Origin of the sequence: Beduinella massiliensis (assembly GCF_900199405.1) — a bacterium.
Lineage (GTDB): Bacteria > Bacillota > Clostridia > Christensenellales > Aristaeellaceae > Beduinella > Beduinella massiliensis.
In genome coordinates this window covers 2,965,328-2,981,005 of sequence record NZ_LT963430.1, presented here as the reverse complement: position 1 = coordinate 2,981,005, position 15,678 = coordinate 2,965,328, and the positions used below count along the sequence as shown (strand labels likewise).

Here is a 15,678-nt window from a genome sequence, read left to right as displayed (position 1 = left end):
GAATACAGTCGACATGGAAAGACGCGAAAGCGACAAGATCGTAGCGGAGGGCGTGCACTATACGTACCAGGATGCCGACGGCGCGGCGCTTGGCGGCGTGGATATGTCCGTGCACGCGGGCGAATTCCTCGCCGTGCTGGGGCATAACGGCTCGGGCAAGTCCACCCTCGCCAAGCTGATGAACGCGCTGTACGTGCCCACGCAGGGCAATCTGTGGGTCGTGGGCCTCGACACGCGAAACGACGACCTCGTCTTCGACATCCGCCAGCACGCGGGCATGGTATTCCAAAACCCGGACAACCAAATCGTCGCGACGGTGGTGGAAGAGGACGTCGCCTTCGGCATGGAAAACATGGGCGTGCCGCCCGCGCAGATGCGCATCCGCGTGGACGAGGCGCTGCGCGCGGTCAACATGCAGGATTTTCGCAAGAGCGCGCCGCACATGCTGTCCGGCGGGCAAAAGCAGCGCGTGGCCATCGCGGGCGTCATCGCGATGAAGCCGGACGTCATCATCCTGGACGAGTCGACGGCGATGCTCGATCCTTCGGGGCGGCGTGAGGTGCTTTCAACCGTGCGCAGGCTTCAGCGGGAGGAAGGCATCACGGTCGTGTGGATCACGCATTACATGAGCGAGGCGACGCAGGCCGACCGCGTCATCGTGATGAGCGAGGGGAAGATCGTCCTGTCCGGTACGCCGCGCGAGGTCTTCCCGCAGGTGGAGCGGCTGCGCGAGCTGCGCCTGGACGTGCCGCCCATGACGGAGCTGGCGAAAAATTTGCGCGAGGCAGGCGTCGGCGTGCGTGCGGACGTGCTCACGGTAGAGGAAATGGTGGAGGAAGTATGCCGATTGTCATCGAAAAACTGACCCATACGTACATGCCCGACAGTCCGTTTCAGGCGACGGCCATTCACGACGTCGATCTTACCATCGAGGACGGCGCCTTTATCGGCCTGATCGGCCACACGGGCAGCGGAAAGTCCACGCTGATTCAGCACCTCAACGGCCTGCTGCGCCCCACGTCAGGGCGCGTGCTGGTGGACGGCAAGGACCTGTTTGACAAGGAAACCGACAAACGCGAGGTGCGCCGCAAGGTGGGGCTCGTGTTTCAATACCCGGAAAACCAGCTCTTTGAAGAGAACGTCGCCGCGGACATCGCCTTTGGACCGAAAAATCTCGGCCTTTCCAAAGAGGAAATCGCCGCGCGCGTGAAGGAAGCCTGCCGGCAGGTGCAGATCGATTACGAGGCGTTTAAGGATCGGTCGGTCTTCGAGCTGTCCGGCGGGCAGATGCGCCGCGTTGCGATCGCGGGCGTGCTGGCCATGCAGCCGGAAACCCTGATTCTGGACGAGCCCTGCGCAGGGCTGGATCCGCAGGGACGCGACGAAATCCTCTCGCTCATCCGGCGGCTGCACGAGGAAAAGGGGACGACCGTCATCATGGTTTCCCACAGCATGGACGACGTCGCCGCGCTGGTCGACCGCGTGATCGTGATGAACAAGGGCGGTATCGCCATGGACGGCACGCCGCGCGAGGTGTTTCAGCGCGGCGAGGAGCTGCGCGCGATGGGGCTGGACGTGCCGGAGGCGGCTCAGCTTGCCGCCAGACTCCGCGAAAAGGGCTTTGACGTGCCAGAGGACGCCTATCTGCCCGAAGAGCTGCTGCAGGCCATCCGGCGGATTGTAGGAGGTGCCCATGCTTAAGAACATCACGCTCGGCCAGTATTATCCCGGCGATTCCCCGATACACCGGATGGACCCGCGCATGAAGATTTACCTTACGATCGCCTACATCGTGTCGGTCTTCCTCGTAAAGGACCTGCTTGGCTACGCGCTGGCTTTTGCGTTTCTGCTGGGCATGGCCCGCATCGCCCAGATCAACATGAAGTTCCTGATGCGCGGCATCAAGGCGCTGCGCTTCATCATCGTCTTTACGTTCATCATCAACCTGCTGTTTTCGAGCGGCGAGACGGTGATCTTTGCCTGGGGCTTTATCAAGCTCACGCAGGAGGGGCTGCAAAACGCCGTCTTCTTCTCCCTGCGGCTGGTGTTCCTCGTGATGGGCACCTCGATGCTGACGCTGACCACGTCGCCCGTCGTGCTGACGGACGGTCTGGAGCGCATGATGCGCCCACTTTCGAAGCTGCATTTCCCTTCGCACGAGCTGGCGATGATGATGACCATCGCCCTGCGCTTCATCCCCACGCTGCTGGAAGAGGCCGATAAGATCATGAAGGCCCAGATGGCGCGCGGCGCGGACTTTGAAAGCGGAAATCTGGTGACGCGCGCAAAGGCGATGATTCCCCTGCTGGTGCCGCTGTTCGTGGGCGCGTTCCGGCGGGCGACGGATTTGGCGATGGCAATGGAGGCGCGCTGCTACCGCGGCGGCGAGAACCGCACGCGCATGAAGGAGCTGGGCTATACGCGCGTCGACTTCGCTGCGCTTTTCGTGATGGCCGCCTTCATCGCGCTGATCGTCGTGCAGGGGAGGCTGCTTCATGTCCTCTTCTGAAGCGCGGCGCATCCGCCTGATCCTCGAGTACGACGGCACGAGCTACTCCGGGTGGCAGCGGCAGATCAACGCGCCCAGCGTTCAGCAGACGCTGGAGGAAAAGCTTTCGCGGCTCCTGGGCGAAGCTGTGTCGGTGACGGGCTCCAGCCGTACGGATGCGGGCGTGCATGCGCTGTGCCAGAACGTGCACTTTGACACGACCTCCCGCATCCCGGGCGACAAATTCGCCTTTGCGCTCAATACCCTGCTGCCGGACGACATCCGCGTGCGCGAATCGATGGACGCGCCGCCAGACTTTCACGCGCGGTTTTCCGCCACGGGTAAGGTCTACCGTTACGCCATCCAAAATACGCGTCACGCGCCCGCTGTCGACCGCCTGACGCACGCGCATGTCCCCCTGCCTCTAAATGTAGATCGGATGGACGTGGCCGCGCAGGCCATGGTCGGCTATCACGACTTCGGGGCGTTCGCTGCGGCCGGTTCTGTGGTGCGCGACACGCGCCGCACGATTTACCGCGTGAAGGTGTACCGGCACGCGGAGCGCGTCTACCTGCTGGTGCACGGCGACGGCTTCCTGTACAACATGGTGCGCATTCTCGCAGGCACGCTCATCGGCATCGGGAACGGCAAGCTGCCGCCGGCGGCGCTTTCGCGGGCCATCGAAACGGGCGACCGGCTGGATTTGGGCATGACCGCGCCCGCAAGGGGCCTTACGCTGCTTCGCGTCTTTTACGGAGACGACGAGAAGGCGGCGGTGTATTTCGACGTATAGCCAACCTTTTACCTCCCAATTCGCTCTAACAGATGAAGACGAGGGCGAAAGGGAGGTTTTTTTATGAGGAAAAGGCTGTTCGTTATATTGTTGCTGCTCGCGAGCCTGGCGCCGCGGGCCGTGTCTGCGCACGAGGACGCGCAGGCGTACCTTGCGTGCGGGGCGTACAACGAGGCGTATATCATGGCCCGGGCGTCCGGCGACGAGAAGGTCATGGGCTTGGCGCTCGCGCAGATCGCGGAGCGGCCGGAGCTCTGGCGCGTGCGCTGGGAGGAGGGCAAAGCGGGCTACGCAGACGTGAGCGGTACGTGGCGCATCGCGCCGCAGTTTTTCTTCGCGCGGAACTTCAGCGAGGAAGGCTACGCGCCCGCCAAGCAGGCGCGGAACCGGATGGGTGTAATCGACCGGACGGGCGCGTTCGTCGTGCCGCCCGAGTGGGAGGCGGTAAGGGAGATTCGTGACGGGTACGTTCTGGTGAGCGAGAGAGAGAACGGCCGGGGGCGCTGGGGATGCGGCATCATAGATCTGGCGGGCCGCGTGATCATCGAGCCGAAGTACGAGTATCTGGAGCTTCCGAGCGAAGGGCTCATCGTCGCGGGCAGGCTAGACTACCGCATGGGCTATCTCGATCTCACGGGGAAGTGGGCGATCGGGCAGCGCTTTTCGCGGGTATCCTCGTTCCATGACGGCGTGGCGCGCGCCTGGGAGGCGGGAGCAGAGAAGTACGCCCGGGCAGGAAAGATTGACAGGGAAGGCAACTGGATTGAGCGCCCCAAATGGCAGGATATTACAGAGCCGGACGCCGAGGGAAGGCGCTTTGTGTGCAAGCAGTCAGGGGGACAGTGGGGGCTGATCGGCGCGGATGGACTTTGGCTGATACGACCCCGCTGGGACGTTTTGCACGAGCCGGATGGAATGGGCAACCGCGCCGCGCGTGCGGACGACCTGTGGGGCCTGATCGATGCGAACGGGGGCTGGCTTGTAAAGCCCTGTTGGCTTAATGTAAGCTTACCGGACGATCAGGGCGTGCGCGCCGTACGAGCTGCAGACGGCCTGTGGGGGATGATCGACGCGAACGGGAACTGGCTGATGCAGCCTGGGTTTCACTGTGAATGGCTGAGCGCATTCTCTGCCTACGGCTACGCGCTGTATCGCGATGCGGAGGGCGTCGGCGCGCTGGACCGCGGGTATCAGGAGGTCTGGTACGTTCCCTGCGAATCATTCGGAAAGTTTCAGGACGGCGTCGCTGCTTTCACCCGCGCGCAGGGATGTGAGGAGGGCTGCATCGATTTCCTCGGCAATCTGCTGTGGATGGGCAAAAAAGAGATTTAGGGACGTGCATGGGCTTTCTTTGTGCCCCTGCGGCGTGCTATAATAAGGGAACCCCTGCATAGACTGGCAGCGAAGTGTCAACTATGGAGGGGAGCAGGGTGAAGGATTATATAGAGGAGCGCGTGCTGCGCGTGGCGCAGTATATCGTAGACACGGGGGATACCGTCCGGCAGGCGGCCAGGGTTTTCCGCGTGTCCAAATCGACCGTGCACAAGGACCTGGACGAGCGCCTGCCGGAGCTGGACGCGGAGCTGTTCGAGCGCGCTCAGGCGGTGCTCCTTAAAAATAAGGCCGAACGTCACCTGCGCGGCGGGGAAGCGACGCGGGGAAAGTACATCGAAAAGCGCAGGGCGGCGGAGACGTGAGGCGTACCAAAGGAGAGAAAGACGATGTTTGGATCGGATGATATTGCCATCGACCTGGGCACGGCGAGCGTGCTGTGCGTCATCAAGGGGAAGGGAATCGTCCTGCGCGAGCCCGCGGTGGTGGCGGTGGACAAGGCGACGCGCGGGATCCTCGCGGTGGGCGAGGACGCGCAGCGCATGCTGGGACGCACGCCCGCCGGCATTCTGGCGATTCGCCCCCTCAAGGAGGGCGTCATCGGGGATTACGACCTCACGGAAAAGATGCTGCGCTACTTCATGCGCAAGGTCGTCGGCAAGCGCACGCTGTTCAGGCCGCGCACGGTGGTCTGCGTGCCGGGCGGCGTCACCGAGTTCGAGCGCCGTTCGATGGTCGACATCCTGCTGGACGCGGGCGCGCGCAAGGCGCAGCTCGTGGATGAACCCCTGGCTGCGGCGGTGGGCGCGGGCTTGGATGTGACGCAGGCCTACGGCACGATGGTGCTGGACGTGGGCGGCGGCACGGCGGATCTGGCGGTGCTCTCCCTGGGGCGCGTGATCGTGGGCAACACGGTCAAGATCGCGGGCGACCGCTTCGACGAGGCGATCACGCGTTACGTGCGGCGCAAGCACAACCTGATGATCGGCGAGCGCACGGCCGAGGAACTCAAAATCACCATCGGCGCGGCGATGACGCGCGGCGACAAGCTGACGATGGAGGCGACGGGGCGCAGCCTGATCACGGGCCTGCCCAAGACGATCAGCCTCGGTTCGGACGAGATGGTGGAGGCGCTGGACGAACCGCTGCAGGAGTTCATCGAGAACGTGCACGCGCTGCTGGAGCGCACGCCCCCGGAGCTGGCGGCGGATATCTTCGAGCGCGGCATCACCATGACCGGCGGAGCATCGCAGCTGTTCGGATTCGACCAGTACATCACGAAGTATTTGAAGGTTTCCTGCCGCGTGGCGGAGGACCCCGAAGGGTGCGTTGCCATCGGCATGGGACGCATGCTGGAGGACAAGGATGCGCTGGGCGGCCTGCTCAGCGAGGGGAAGAGAAGATAAAAAATTGCGCGCGGCGTGCGGCGGACGAATCCGCGCGTGCTGCGCGCTTTGCTGCGTGAGGGAGAAAAGGACGCTCATGCCTCCTCCGGTTTTCCGACGATCCGCTTGTCCCAAAGGCCGTACTGCTCCCTGTTTTGCAGGGCCTTGAGCATATATTCCTTCAGGTGCGGATAGGTATGGGAGAGGGTCGCGAGCAAATCCTTCATCTCCTGGCGCTTGGTGTTGCCGTCCGCCGGACAGGGGTTGTGCACGACGGGCAGGGCGAGCTCCCTCGCCATGTGGATGACGTGCTTTTCGGGAAGGTAGACCATCGGCCGGATGGCCGTGATGCCCGTGCGCGAGAGGTACGTATTCGGGTGAAAGGTGTGCAGGCGCGCTTCAAAGACGAGGCTGAGCAGGAGCGTTTCGATGACGTCGTCACGGTGATGCCCCAGCGCAACCTTGTTTGCACCCTGCGCGACGGCTGCGTCGTAGAGCGCGCCGCGGCGCATCTTGGCGCACAGCGCGCAGGGATTGGGCTCTTTGCGAATGTCGAAGATCACCTGCGCGATCTGCGTCTCGACGACGGTGTAGGGCACCTCGATCCGCTCGCACAGAGCGCGGATGCCGCTGACGTCGAATGGACGCAGGCCCATGTCGAGCGTGATTGCTGAAAGCGCGAAGTTTTTATGGCTGAACCTGCGATATAGGGAAAGCGCGTAGAGCAGCAGCAGGCTGTCCTTGCCGCCGGACACGCCCACAGCGATGCGATCGCCGTCCCCGATCAGTGAAAAGTCTTCGTCCGCGCGGCGGATGCAGCCCAGAACGGTCTTCAAATAGCAGTCCCCTCTTCCATACCGTGAAATCTGTCAGGAGAATAGTATAGCAGTCATTGACACCGGGCGCAAGAAATGTTATCCTAAAAAACGTTGTGATTCGATAAAATCATACCGGGAGGAATTGCATGCATCCTGCACTTTATTCGCTGGCCGCCGCCGCGCAGAATACGTTTATCTGGTCCGAGCACATCGGAAAGGTGATTACGACGGCGCTGCTCAGCATGGTGCCCGCTTTCGAGGGCCGTTACGCGATTTCAGTGGGCCTGGCCATCGGCATGCCTGTCGTCTTCACCTACCTGCTGGCGTTCGTCTTTTCGACCCTGCCGATGCCGTTTATCATGTGGCTGCTTCGCCCCATCCTGAAGTGGCTCTATTCCCTGCCGATCAGGCCCCTGCAGCGCTTTGCCGCGTGGGTTGAAAATCGCTCCATGCGCAAGTCCAAGGAGGTTGACACCAAGGGGCTGCTGGGTCTTTTCCTGTTCGTCGCCATTCCCCTGCCGGGCACGGGCGTATGGACGGGCACCGCGATCGCAACGCTGCTTGAGATGAACCGGAAACAGGCGGGCATCGTGATCGTGCTGGGCAACCTGGTCGCCTGCCTGATCATGACGCTTTTGACCACCGGCGTGCTTTCGTTTTTCTGAGCCGGACGGTGACACATGGGGCAACCTGTCACTTGACAGGGCAGGGACCGCCCTGTTATAATGCGAAGCGATGACAAGTGAATAACCTTATCCAGAGTGGCGGAGGGACTGGGCCCGATGAAACCCGGCAACCGGACGGAGACGTTCAGGTGCTAATTCCCACAGCGGTTTTCCGCTGAAAGATGAGGTGTGGGTTATCCGCTAATCCGCCTCGTCTTAGGACGAGGCGTTTCTTATGACCGGCGCTGCAAGGCGCAAGAGCAAAGGAGAATGTACGTGAGAAGACTGTTTACTTCCGAATCCGTCACCGAGGGACATCCCGACAAAATGTGCGACCAGATCAGCGACGCGGTGCTGGACGCGATCCTGGCGCAGGACCCGACTGCGCACGTCGCCTGCGAGACGGCCACGACGACCGGCCTTGTGATGGTGATGGGCGAAATCACGACCACCGCTTACGTGCCGGTGGACGATATCGTCCGCAAGGTGGTCACCGACATCGGTTACGACCGCGCCAAGTACGGCTTTGACGGCACCACCTGCTCGGTGCTCACCGCGCTGCACGAGCAGTCGCCCGACATTGCCCAAGGCGTCAACGCGGCGCTGGAGGGACGCGCGGCGGGCGAGAAGGAAATCGGCGCAGGCGATCAGGGGATGATGTTCGGCTACGCCTGCGACGAAACACCGGAGATGATGCCCATGGCCATCGCGCTGGCGCACCGCATAACCCGCAAGCTGACCGAACTGCGCAAGGACGGCACGCTGCCGTGGCTGCGCCCGGACGGCAAAAGCCAGGTGACGGTCGAGTACGAGGACGACAGGCCCGTGCGCGTGGACGCGGTGGTCGTCTCCACGCAGCACGATCCCGACATCGCCTACGAGGAGCTGCGCGAGGAGATCATCGAGCGGGTCATCCGTTCCTCCGTTCCGGCGGACCTGCTCGACGGCAATACCAAGTTTTACGTGAACCCGACCGGCCGCTTTGTCATCGGCGGCCCGATGGGCGATTCCGGCCTGACCGGCCGCAAGATCATCGTCGATACCTACGGCGGCTACGCCCGCCACGGCGGCGGCGCGTTTTCCGGCAAGGACCCGACGAAGGTAGACCGCAGCGCGGCCTACGCGGGCCGTTACGCCGCCAAAAACATCGTGGCGGCGGGGCTTGCAAAGCGCTGTGAGATCGAGCTTGCGTACGCCATCGGCGTAGCGCACCCGGTGAGCCTGCTGGTGGATACATTCGGCACGGGGGTGATTCCGGACGACCGGCTGGCGCAGATCGTCGCGGAGGCGTTTGACCTGCGGCCCGCGGGCATCATCGAGATGCTCGACCTTCGCCGCCCGATCTACCGCCAGACCGCGGCCTACGGCCATTTCGGCCGCACGGATGTCGACCTGCCGTGGGAGCGCGCCGACAGGGCGCAGCTGCTGCGCGAAAAGGCCGGGCTGTAAAACGGAACAGAAGCCGCGCGGCGGGAAAGAAGTTTCCTGCCGCGCGGCCTTTGAATTTGCCCGCTGGCCCACCGCGCGGTTGCAAGCGGGGAACGGCTTTGGTATAATAGGCATATCGCGGAAACTGCCGCTTCACTTCGCATGGGGAAGCGGCGTTTTCGTTTCGGAAGGGGGATTTGCGTGGAGGACTTCGAGGCCGTCGTGGAGGAGACCGTCTTTCGCAACGAGGAAAACGGCTACAGCGTCCTTCAGGTGCGCGTGGGCAAGGCTCGTACGTCCGCGGTAGGCGTGCTGCCCTCGCTTGGAGCGGGCGAGCATCTGCTGATACACGGGGACTGGGTCGAGCACCCGGTCTACGGCAAGCAGATCAAGATCGCCGCCTGCGAGGTCGTCAAGCCTACGACGATCACCGGCATTGAGAAGTACCTCGCTTCCGGCCTGGTGCACGGCATCGGCCCGGCGACGGCCAAGCAGCTCGTGCAGCACTTCGGAAAGGACACGCTGGACGTGCTGGCCTGCGCGCCGGAGCGGCTGCTGGAGCTGCCGGGCATCGGCAAGAAGCGCGCGGCCATGATCGCGGAAAGCTATCAGGAGCAGGCCCAGCAGCGAGACGCGATGGTCTTCCTGCAGACCTACGGCGTGAGCCCTTCGCTCGCGGTCAAGATCTTCAAGGTGTATGGAGAGCGCGTGCAGGACGTCATCCGCAAGAATCCCTATCGCCTCGTGGAGGACGTGACCGGCGTGGGCTTTAAGACTGCCGACCGCATCGCCTTTTCGCTGGGCGTGGAGAAGGAGAGCGATTCCCGCCTGTGCGCGGGCGTCAAATACGCGCTGGAGGACGCGGCGGGCGGCAGCGGGCACACGTATCTGCCAAGGCCCGTGCTGCTCCAGCGTGCCGCCCGGCTGCTCGAAGTGGAACCGGAGCTGCTCGAGCGCGCGATCGACGCGCTGATCCTCGGTCACGAGCTGGTAGCGCGTGAAATGGAGCAGGACGGGGAGCCGGTGGTGGCGGTGTACCTGCCTTCTTATTACAGCGCAGAGGGGGAGGTCGCGCGGCGGCTGCGCGAGCTGCTGGAGGCGATGCCATCCGGCGGGTTTGAGGACGTGCAGGCGCAGATCGGGGAGCTGGAGCGCGTCGAGGGCATCGCCTTTCACAGCCAGCAGCGCCTGGCGATTGAGACGGCGGTGAGAAGCGGCATGACCGTCATCACTGGCGGTCCCGGCACGGGCAAGACCACGATCATCAACTGCATCATCCGCCTGCTCTCCATCGAGGGCGAGGTGGCGCTCGCCGCGCCCACCGGCCGCGCCGCCAAGCGCATGACCGAGGCGACGGGCGTGGAGGCGAAGACGCTGCACCGCCTGCTCGAATACGGCGGCGAGGAGGGCAGCTTCGCGCGCGGGGCGGACAACCCCCTGGAGTTCGATACGCTGATCGTAGACGAGATGTCCATGGTGGACATCTTCCTGATGCGCTCCCTCCTGCGCGCGCTGATGCCTGGCACGCGCCTCATCATGGTAGGCGACGCGGATCAGCTTCCCAGCGTCGGGGCGGGCAACGTGCTCTCCGACATTCTGGACAGCGGCGTGGTTCCTTCGGTACGCCTGACGGAAATCTTCCGCCAGGACGAGAGCAGCATGATCGTCGTCAACGCCCACCGCATCAACCGCGGGGAGATGCCGCGCCTGAACGTGAAGGGCAGCGATTTCTTCTTCGAGCGCCGGGAGTCGCCCTCCGTCGCGGCGCAGACGGTCGTGGAGCTGTGTGCGCGGCGCATTCCGGGTTTCCTCAAGGTCGATCCGGTGCGCCAGATTCAGGTGCTCGCCCCTACGAAGAAGGGCGAATGCGGCGTATGGGCGCTTAACACCCTGCTGCAATCCTGCTTCAATCCGCCGCGACCCGGCAAACACGAGCGCGTGGTGGGCGAGGTCACCCTGCGCGAGGGCGACAAAGTGATGCAGACGCGGAATAACTACCAGCTCGAATGGAAGAAGGAGGGCGTCTTCGGCTGGGAAAACGGACAGGGTGTGTTCAACGGTGACATGGGATTCGTTCAGCAGGTGGACGAGGAGGCGCGCACGCTGACCGTCTGCTTTGACGACGACCGTATCGCCTCCTACGAGGGCGAGCAGATGGACGATCTGGAGCTGGCCTACTGCGTTTCGGTGCACAAGAGCCAGGGCAGCGAGTTCCCGGTCGTGGTGCTGCCGGTGGTCGGCGGGCCGCCGATGCTGCTCACGCGCAACCTCTTTTACACCGCGGTGACGCGCGCCCGGCGCATGGTGATGCTCGTAGGGCGGGAGAGCGCCATCCGCACGATGGTGGAGAACGCCTATATTTCCAGGCGATACAGCGCGCTATGCCAGCGGCTGCGCCAGGGCGTTTGAGGCCGGCGCAGCCGCGGCGCGAAAGAAGACCTCCTGTTTGCAGAAAACCCATATTTCGCATGAAAAAACAGGAAATATGTCTCCGTTTTTCATGAAAGCTTCTTGCTTTTTTAAGCAAGAGGGACTATAATGACAATGGTTTCAATCTACCGGGTCTGTGGTTGAAAGTCGATGCCAGTCGCAGGCGAAGCGATCCACGTAAACCGGCCAAAGTGCTGGCGAGCATGGTGCGGCTTAGAGGTAAGACCGTCCGGGCGATGTCCGAGAGGCTTAGTAGTGGGGCGCCAAGGCGTAGGAGCGAACGGCCCAGGCGGCGAGTGTGGGGTCAAAGACCAGGTCAGCCGGCGGAACGAATACCTATCTATTTTTGCGGGGGGAAACTATCCATGTATCAAGACAAGACGCTGGTATGCAAGGACTGCGGAGCTGAATTCGTGTTCACCGCAGGCGAACAGGAATTCTACGCGGAGAAGGGCTTCCAGAACGAGCCGTCCCGTTGTAAGAGCTGCCGTCAGAACCGCAAGGCCAGCAGAAACGCCAACAACGGTGAAGCGCGCGAAATGTACGAAACGACCTGTGCTGCATGCGGCGCACCCACGCGTGTGCCCTTCATTCCCAAGAACGACCGCCCCATCTACTGCAGCGAGTGCTTCGCCGCGCATCGTCGGTAATCCCCTCGTGCACTGCATTTGATGAAAAGACCCGCCCTGTCATGGGGCGGGTTTTTTTCCTTGCTGTAAAAGATTTTGCGATCTGTTTTCGCGCGGAAACGGATGTTTGGAAAGGAACGGCGACAGCCCGTTTTTCCGATGCCGGATGGAACAGGTTGTCTTTCGTCGCCGGGGTATCGCCCGTCTTATCGCGCAAACCGACCTTTTAGGGAAGCTTATCCACAGGAAATGTGAAGAAAATATTAAGGAAATAAGACAATCCACGGATTTATCCACAGATTCCACAGGCGGTGTGCAGAATCTCTTTGTGCGTGAAATGTGGAAAAGACGAGCGCAAATGTGCACAAAACGAAAGAGGTTTGTGGAAAACCTGTGCAGAACCCGTAATCCCTGTTCGGATGCTTTACCGGCGGCATGCGGATGTGTTACAATACAATGACTGAAGATAAAAGAGGAGATTACGCGCATGAAAAAATACGGCGTGCTGCTTTGCGACGCGGACGATACGATTTTTGATTTCGGCAGGGCGGAAGTCGCCGCCTTTCGGGAAGCGATGCGCTCCTTTGACTTGCCGCAGGACGATGCGTGGCTCCTGCGCTATAGCGAGATCAACAAGGCGCTGTGGAAGGCCTTTGAGCGCGGAGAGGTGACGCAGCCTGTGCTCCGCGTGAAACGCTTTGAGCAGCTGCTTTACGAGATGCGGGCTTCCCGCGACGCAAAAGCGCTGAGCTATGCGTACTCGGAGGCGCTGGGGCGTTGTCCGGCGACGCTTGCGGGCGCAGAAGAGGCTGTCGAGCGATGGAGCCGCCGGGTGCCGGTCGTCATCGTCACCAACGGCGTCGCTGCGGTGCAGCGCGGGCGCATGGAGCGTTCGCCCGTGCGCCATTGCATCCGGGGAATGGTGATTTCCGAAGAGGTCGGCGCGGCGAAGCCCGACCCCAAGATGATCGAGGAAGCGCTTCGCATGGTGGGCTGCAGCGATAAGTCGAGCGCGCTGATGCTGGGCGACTCGCTTACGTCGGACATCGCGGGCGCGGCTAATGCGGGGGTGGATAGCTGCTGGTTCAACCCGCAAGGTAAAGAAAACGCGACCGCCATCAGGCCGACCTATGAAGTGCGTTCGCTTTGTCAGGTGGACAGCCTTCTGGGATAAATTGTTTGGCGGGTAATTTTTGCCGTGCAGGAACAAAGCGGCATTCTGATGCGTCTTTGAAGGAGAATAAACAGGCAGCGGCGCGGGCCACAGGGCCGCGCTTGCGGAAAGGTGAGGTGCAGGGGATGAAGGACAGGATGAGGCGAAGGGGAAAACGGGCGGCGTTGTGCGCGGGGCTGCTCGTCCTCACGCAGGCGCTGGGCGGATGTTTTTTGGCGCCCGATCCGACGCTTGACCCGCTGGCGATCGATCCGAACCAGACGCCGATCCCGTTCGGCCCAACCGAGACGGCGGGCCCGACGCTCGCCCCGACGCCGCAGCCCTCCACGGGCACGTCCGGCGGATGGGAAGAATGGGCGCCCGTCGAACATCTTCCCACGCCTGGCCCGACGCCCACGCCGGTCGCCGTAAAGCCGACGGCGACGCCGTCGAGTTGGAAGACGAGCACGGACGACTATTACGCGGGCTATCCGGTGCTCAAAGTGGGCTCCTCAGGTTCCGACGTCAGCGACATGCAGACGCGCCTCAAGGAGCTGGGCTATTACACCGGCTCGATAGACGGACGATTCGCGGGCGGCACGCAGGACGCCGTGAAGGCCTTCCAGAGCGCGAATGGGCTCACAGCCGACGGCATTGCGGGACGCGCGACGCAGGACAAGCTGTATTCCACGGGCGCGGTCGCGAAGACAATTACCACTTCCGGCACGTCGAGCGCCTATTCGCTGCTCAAAGACGGCTCTTACGGCACGGAGGTGCGCAAGCTGCAGGCGCGGCTGACGGAGCTCGGCTACTACGCGGGCGGTGTCGACGGCGTGTACGGCTCCTCCACAGAAAGCGCGGTCAAGTCCTTTCAGCGCGCAAACGGACTGTCCGCGGACGGCCAGGCGGGCGAGGCGACGCAGAAGAAGCTGTACAGCTCCTCGGCCAAGTCCAACAGCCGCCCCGTGACTACCGCAGACCCGACGGCGACGCGCTCGCTCTCCGTCGGAATGGAGGGCAACGACGTATACAGCGCGCAGGAACGTCTTATCACGCTGGGTTACCTGTCGGGCGTGGCGGACGGCGTTTTTGGCGCGGAAACCGAAAGCGCGGTCGTTGCCTTCCAGAAGCGCAACAACCTGACGGCAGACGGCGTCGTCGGCGCTTCCACGCTTAAGAAGCTGAACAGCTCCGGCGCCAAGAAGGCGGCCAGCGCGTCGGCGACCGCGACGCCCAAGCCGGGCACGTACGTGGTGATCCGCGAGGGGGATTCGGGCACGCTCGTGTTCGACCTGCAGGAACGCCTGTACGAGCTGGGATATTACTCGGGGCGCGTCGACGGGCGCTTCGGCGCGGGCACGACCTCCGCGGTCAAAGCTTTCCAGGCTGCCAACGGGCTTTCGTCGGACGGCATTGCGGGCCAGGCGACGCAGAAGAGGCTGTACGCATCCGACGCAAAATTCAACCCGGATCTCATTGGAAACGTGACGCCTGTTCAGCCGACCGCGACGCCGGGCGTTTCCACGGACAAGCTGCTCAAGCGCGGCTCGACCGGAGACGACGTGCGCCGTCTGCAGCAGGCGCTGCTCAGCCTCGGGTATTACGAGGGGCAGGTAGACGGCACCTACGGCGCGTCCACCGAGGCGGCGGTTCGTCTGTTCCAAACGTATAACGATATGCGCGCGGACGGCGTGGCGGGCGCGCAGACGCTCACGACCCTGTACGGCGGCCATGCCGCCGCCTACCCCGGCGGACAGGTGAAACCGACGGCGACGCCGCAGGGAAGCTACGCCACCCTCAGGGAGGGCGACGTGAGCGAGCAGGTGAGGCTCATGCAAAAGCGCCTGTATGCCCTGGGATACCTGCCGGAGTATCTGACGGACGGCGACTTCGGTGAGCGGACGGTGGAGGCGGTGAAGAACTTTCAACGCCGCAACGGCCTGAACGACGACGGCGTAGCGGGCCCCGGGACGCTCGCGATTCTCTACGCATCCTCCGCGTTGCCGTACCAGGGCGGCGAGACCTCCTCGGGGGGCGTGGAGCTCGACGCGCTCAAGACCGGCAGCCAGGGAGACGAGGTGACGCAGCTGCAAAAAGCGCTGGCGGACATCGGCTGTTACATGGGCACGGCGGACGGCATCTTCGGCGCGTCCACCGCGACTGCGGTCAAGCTCTTCCAGGCGCTGAACAGCCTGACGCCGGATGGCGTTGCGGGCAGGGAAACGCTCGTGCTGCTCTACAGCGGGGATGGTAAGGGGATCAAGAACCTGACGCTGACCGATCTTTCTATCGGCGCGACGGGCGAAGCGGTCAAGGCGCTGCAGATCATGCTGATTTCGCTCGGCTATTTACAGACGGAGGACATCGGCACGTTCGGGGATTTGACCGCGGCTGCGGTCGTCCGCTTTCAAAATGCCTATGGTCTGGAACAGACGGGCGTCGCTACGGTTGCGATGCAGACGCTGCTCTACAGCGGACAGGCGGCGGGCGGGCCCATAGACTGATAAAAAAGAACAGACACGACAAAGGGGAGGCCTTACGGCATCCCCTTTGTCGC

14 protein-coding genes and 1 riboswitch are annotated in these 15,678 nt (G+C 63.0%); of the genes, 13 read left to right on the top strand and 1 reads right to left on the bottom strand.

Annotated features, from left to right (window positions below):
• Positions 1-13 precede the first annotated feature (13 nt).
• The 7 genes from C1725_RS14480 (at position 14) to mreB (ending at position 6,019) form a co-directional block, all read left to right on the top strand.
• Positions 14-865, top strand: a complete 852-nt coding sequence (locus C1725_RS14480; RefSeq protein ID WP_102412275.1) for an energy-coupling factor transporter ATPase — start codon at positions 14-16, stop codon at positions 863-865.
• Complete coding sequence (locus tag C1725_RS14475) at positions 841-1,701, top strand: energy-coupling factor transporter ATPase (RefSeq protein WP_102412274.1); 861 nt, start codon at positions 841-843, stop codon at positions 1,699-1,701. Before C1725_RS14480 ends, C1725_RS14475 begins: the two co-directional genes overlap by 25 nt.
• Positions 1,694-2,509 carry a CbiQ family ECF transporter T component gene (locus C1725_RS14470; RefSeq protein ID WP_102412273.1) on the top strand — a complete coding sequence of 272 codons (816 nt, stop codon included), beginning with the start codon at positions 1,694-1,696 and terminating at the stop codon, positions 2,507-2,509. The genes C1725_RS14475 and C1725_RS14470 overlap by 8 nt, the downstream gene beginning before the upstream one ends.
• Positions 2,496-3,281, top strand: coding sequence for a tRNA pseudouridine(38-40) synthase TruA (gene truA, locus C1725_RS14465; protein ID WP_102412272.1), 786 nt, complete (start codon positions 2,496-2,498; stop codon positions 3,279-3,281). Before C1725_RS14470 ends, truA begins: the two co-directional genes overlap by 14 nt.
• 63 nt (positions 3,282-3,344) lie before the next feature.
• On the top strand, positions 3,345-4,613 hold the full coding sequence (locus tag C1725_RS14460; protein WP_102412271.1) for a WG repeat-containing protein: 1,269 nt from the start codon (positions 3,345-3,347) through the stop codon (positions 4,611-4,613).
• A gap of 98 nt (positions 4,614-4,711) precedes the next feature.
• Positions 4,712-4,978, top strand: coding sequence for a sporulation transcriptional regulator SpoIIID (spoIIID, locus tag C1725_RS14455; RefSeq protein ID WP_102412270.1), 267 nt, complete (start codon positions 4,712-4,714; stop codon positions 4,976-4,978).
• 24 nt (positions 4,979-5,002) lie between these two features.
• Entirely contained in the window at positions 5,003-6,019 is a 1,017-nt protein-coding gene (gene mreB, locus C1725_RS14450; protein WP_102412269.1) for a rod shape-determining protein MreB, read from the top strand.
• Between the two features lie 74 nt (positions 6,020-6,093).
• Here mreB and C1725_RS14445 read toward each other — a convergent pair whose 3' ends face one another.
• Positions 6,094-6,834 (bottom strand): PP-loop family protein, encoded by a 741-nt coding sequence (locus C1725_RS14445; protein WP_102412268.1) that lies wholly within the window; start codon positions 6,832-6,834, stop codon positions 6,094-6,096.
• Positions 6,835-6,962: 128 nt separating this feature from the next.
• On the opposite strand from C1725_RS14445, the gene C1725_RS14440 reads away from it, so the two are divergent.
• The 6 genes from C1725_RS14440 (at position 6,963) to C1725_RS14415 (ending at position 15,625) form a co-directional block, all read left to right on the top strand.
• A complete protein-coding gene (locus C1725_RS14440) occupies positions 6,963-7,481 on the top strand; it encodes a small multi-drug export protein (protein WP_102412267.1) in 519 nt (172 codons plus the stop codon).
• An 84-nt stretch (positions 7,482-7,565) separates the two neighbouring features.
• Positions 7,566-7,670, top strand: a riboswitch (SAM riboswitch).
• 81 nt (positions 7,671-7,751) lie between these two features.
• Positions 7,752-8,930: a methionine adenosyltransferase gene (metK, locus tag C1725_RS14435; RefSeq protein WP_146009259.1), complete on the top strand. Its 1,179-nt coding sequence runs from the start codon at positions 7,752-7,754 to the stop codon at positions 8,928-8,930.
• A gap of 180 nt (positions 8,931-9,110) precedes the next feature.
• On the top strand, positions 9,111-11,318 hold the full coding sequence (gene recD2, locus C1725_RS14430; RefSeq protein ID WP_102412266.1) for an SF1B family DNA helicase RecD2: 2,208 nt from the start codon (positions 9,111-9,113) through the stop codon (positions 11,316-11,318).
• A gap of 386 nt (positions 11,319-11,704) precedes the next feature.
• The gene (locus C1725_RS14425; protein WP_102412265.1) at positions 11,705-11,989 is read left to right on the top strand and encodes a zinc-ribbon domain containing protein; all 285 of its coding nucleotides are present in this window, start codon (positions 11,705-11,707) and stop codon (positions 11,987-11,989) included.
• A gap of 466 nt (positions 11,990-12,455) precedes the next feature.
• Positions 12,456-13,142 (top strand): YjjG family noncanonical pyrimidine nucleotidase, encoded by a 687-nt coding sequence (locus C1725_RS14420; protein ID WP_102412264.1) that lies wholly within the window; start codon positions 12,456-12,458, stop codon positions 13,140-13,142.
• 125 nt (positions 13,143-13,267) lie between these two features.
• Positions 13,268-15,625 (top strand): peptidoglycan-binding domain-containing protein, encoded by a 2,358-nt coding sequence (locus C1725_RS14415; RefSeq protein WP_346026699.1) that lies wholly within the window; start codon positions 13,268-13,270, stop codon positions 15,623-15,625.
• Positions 15,626-15,678: the final 53 nt, after the last annotated feature.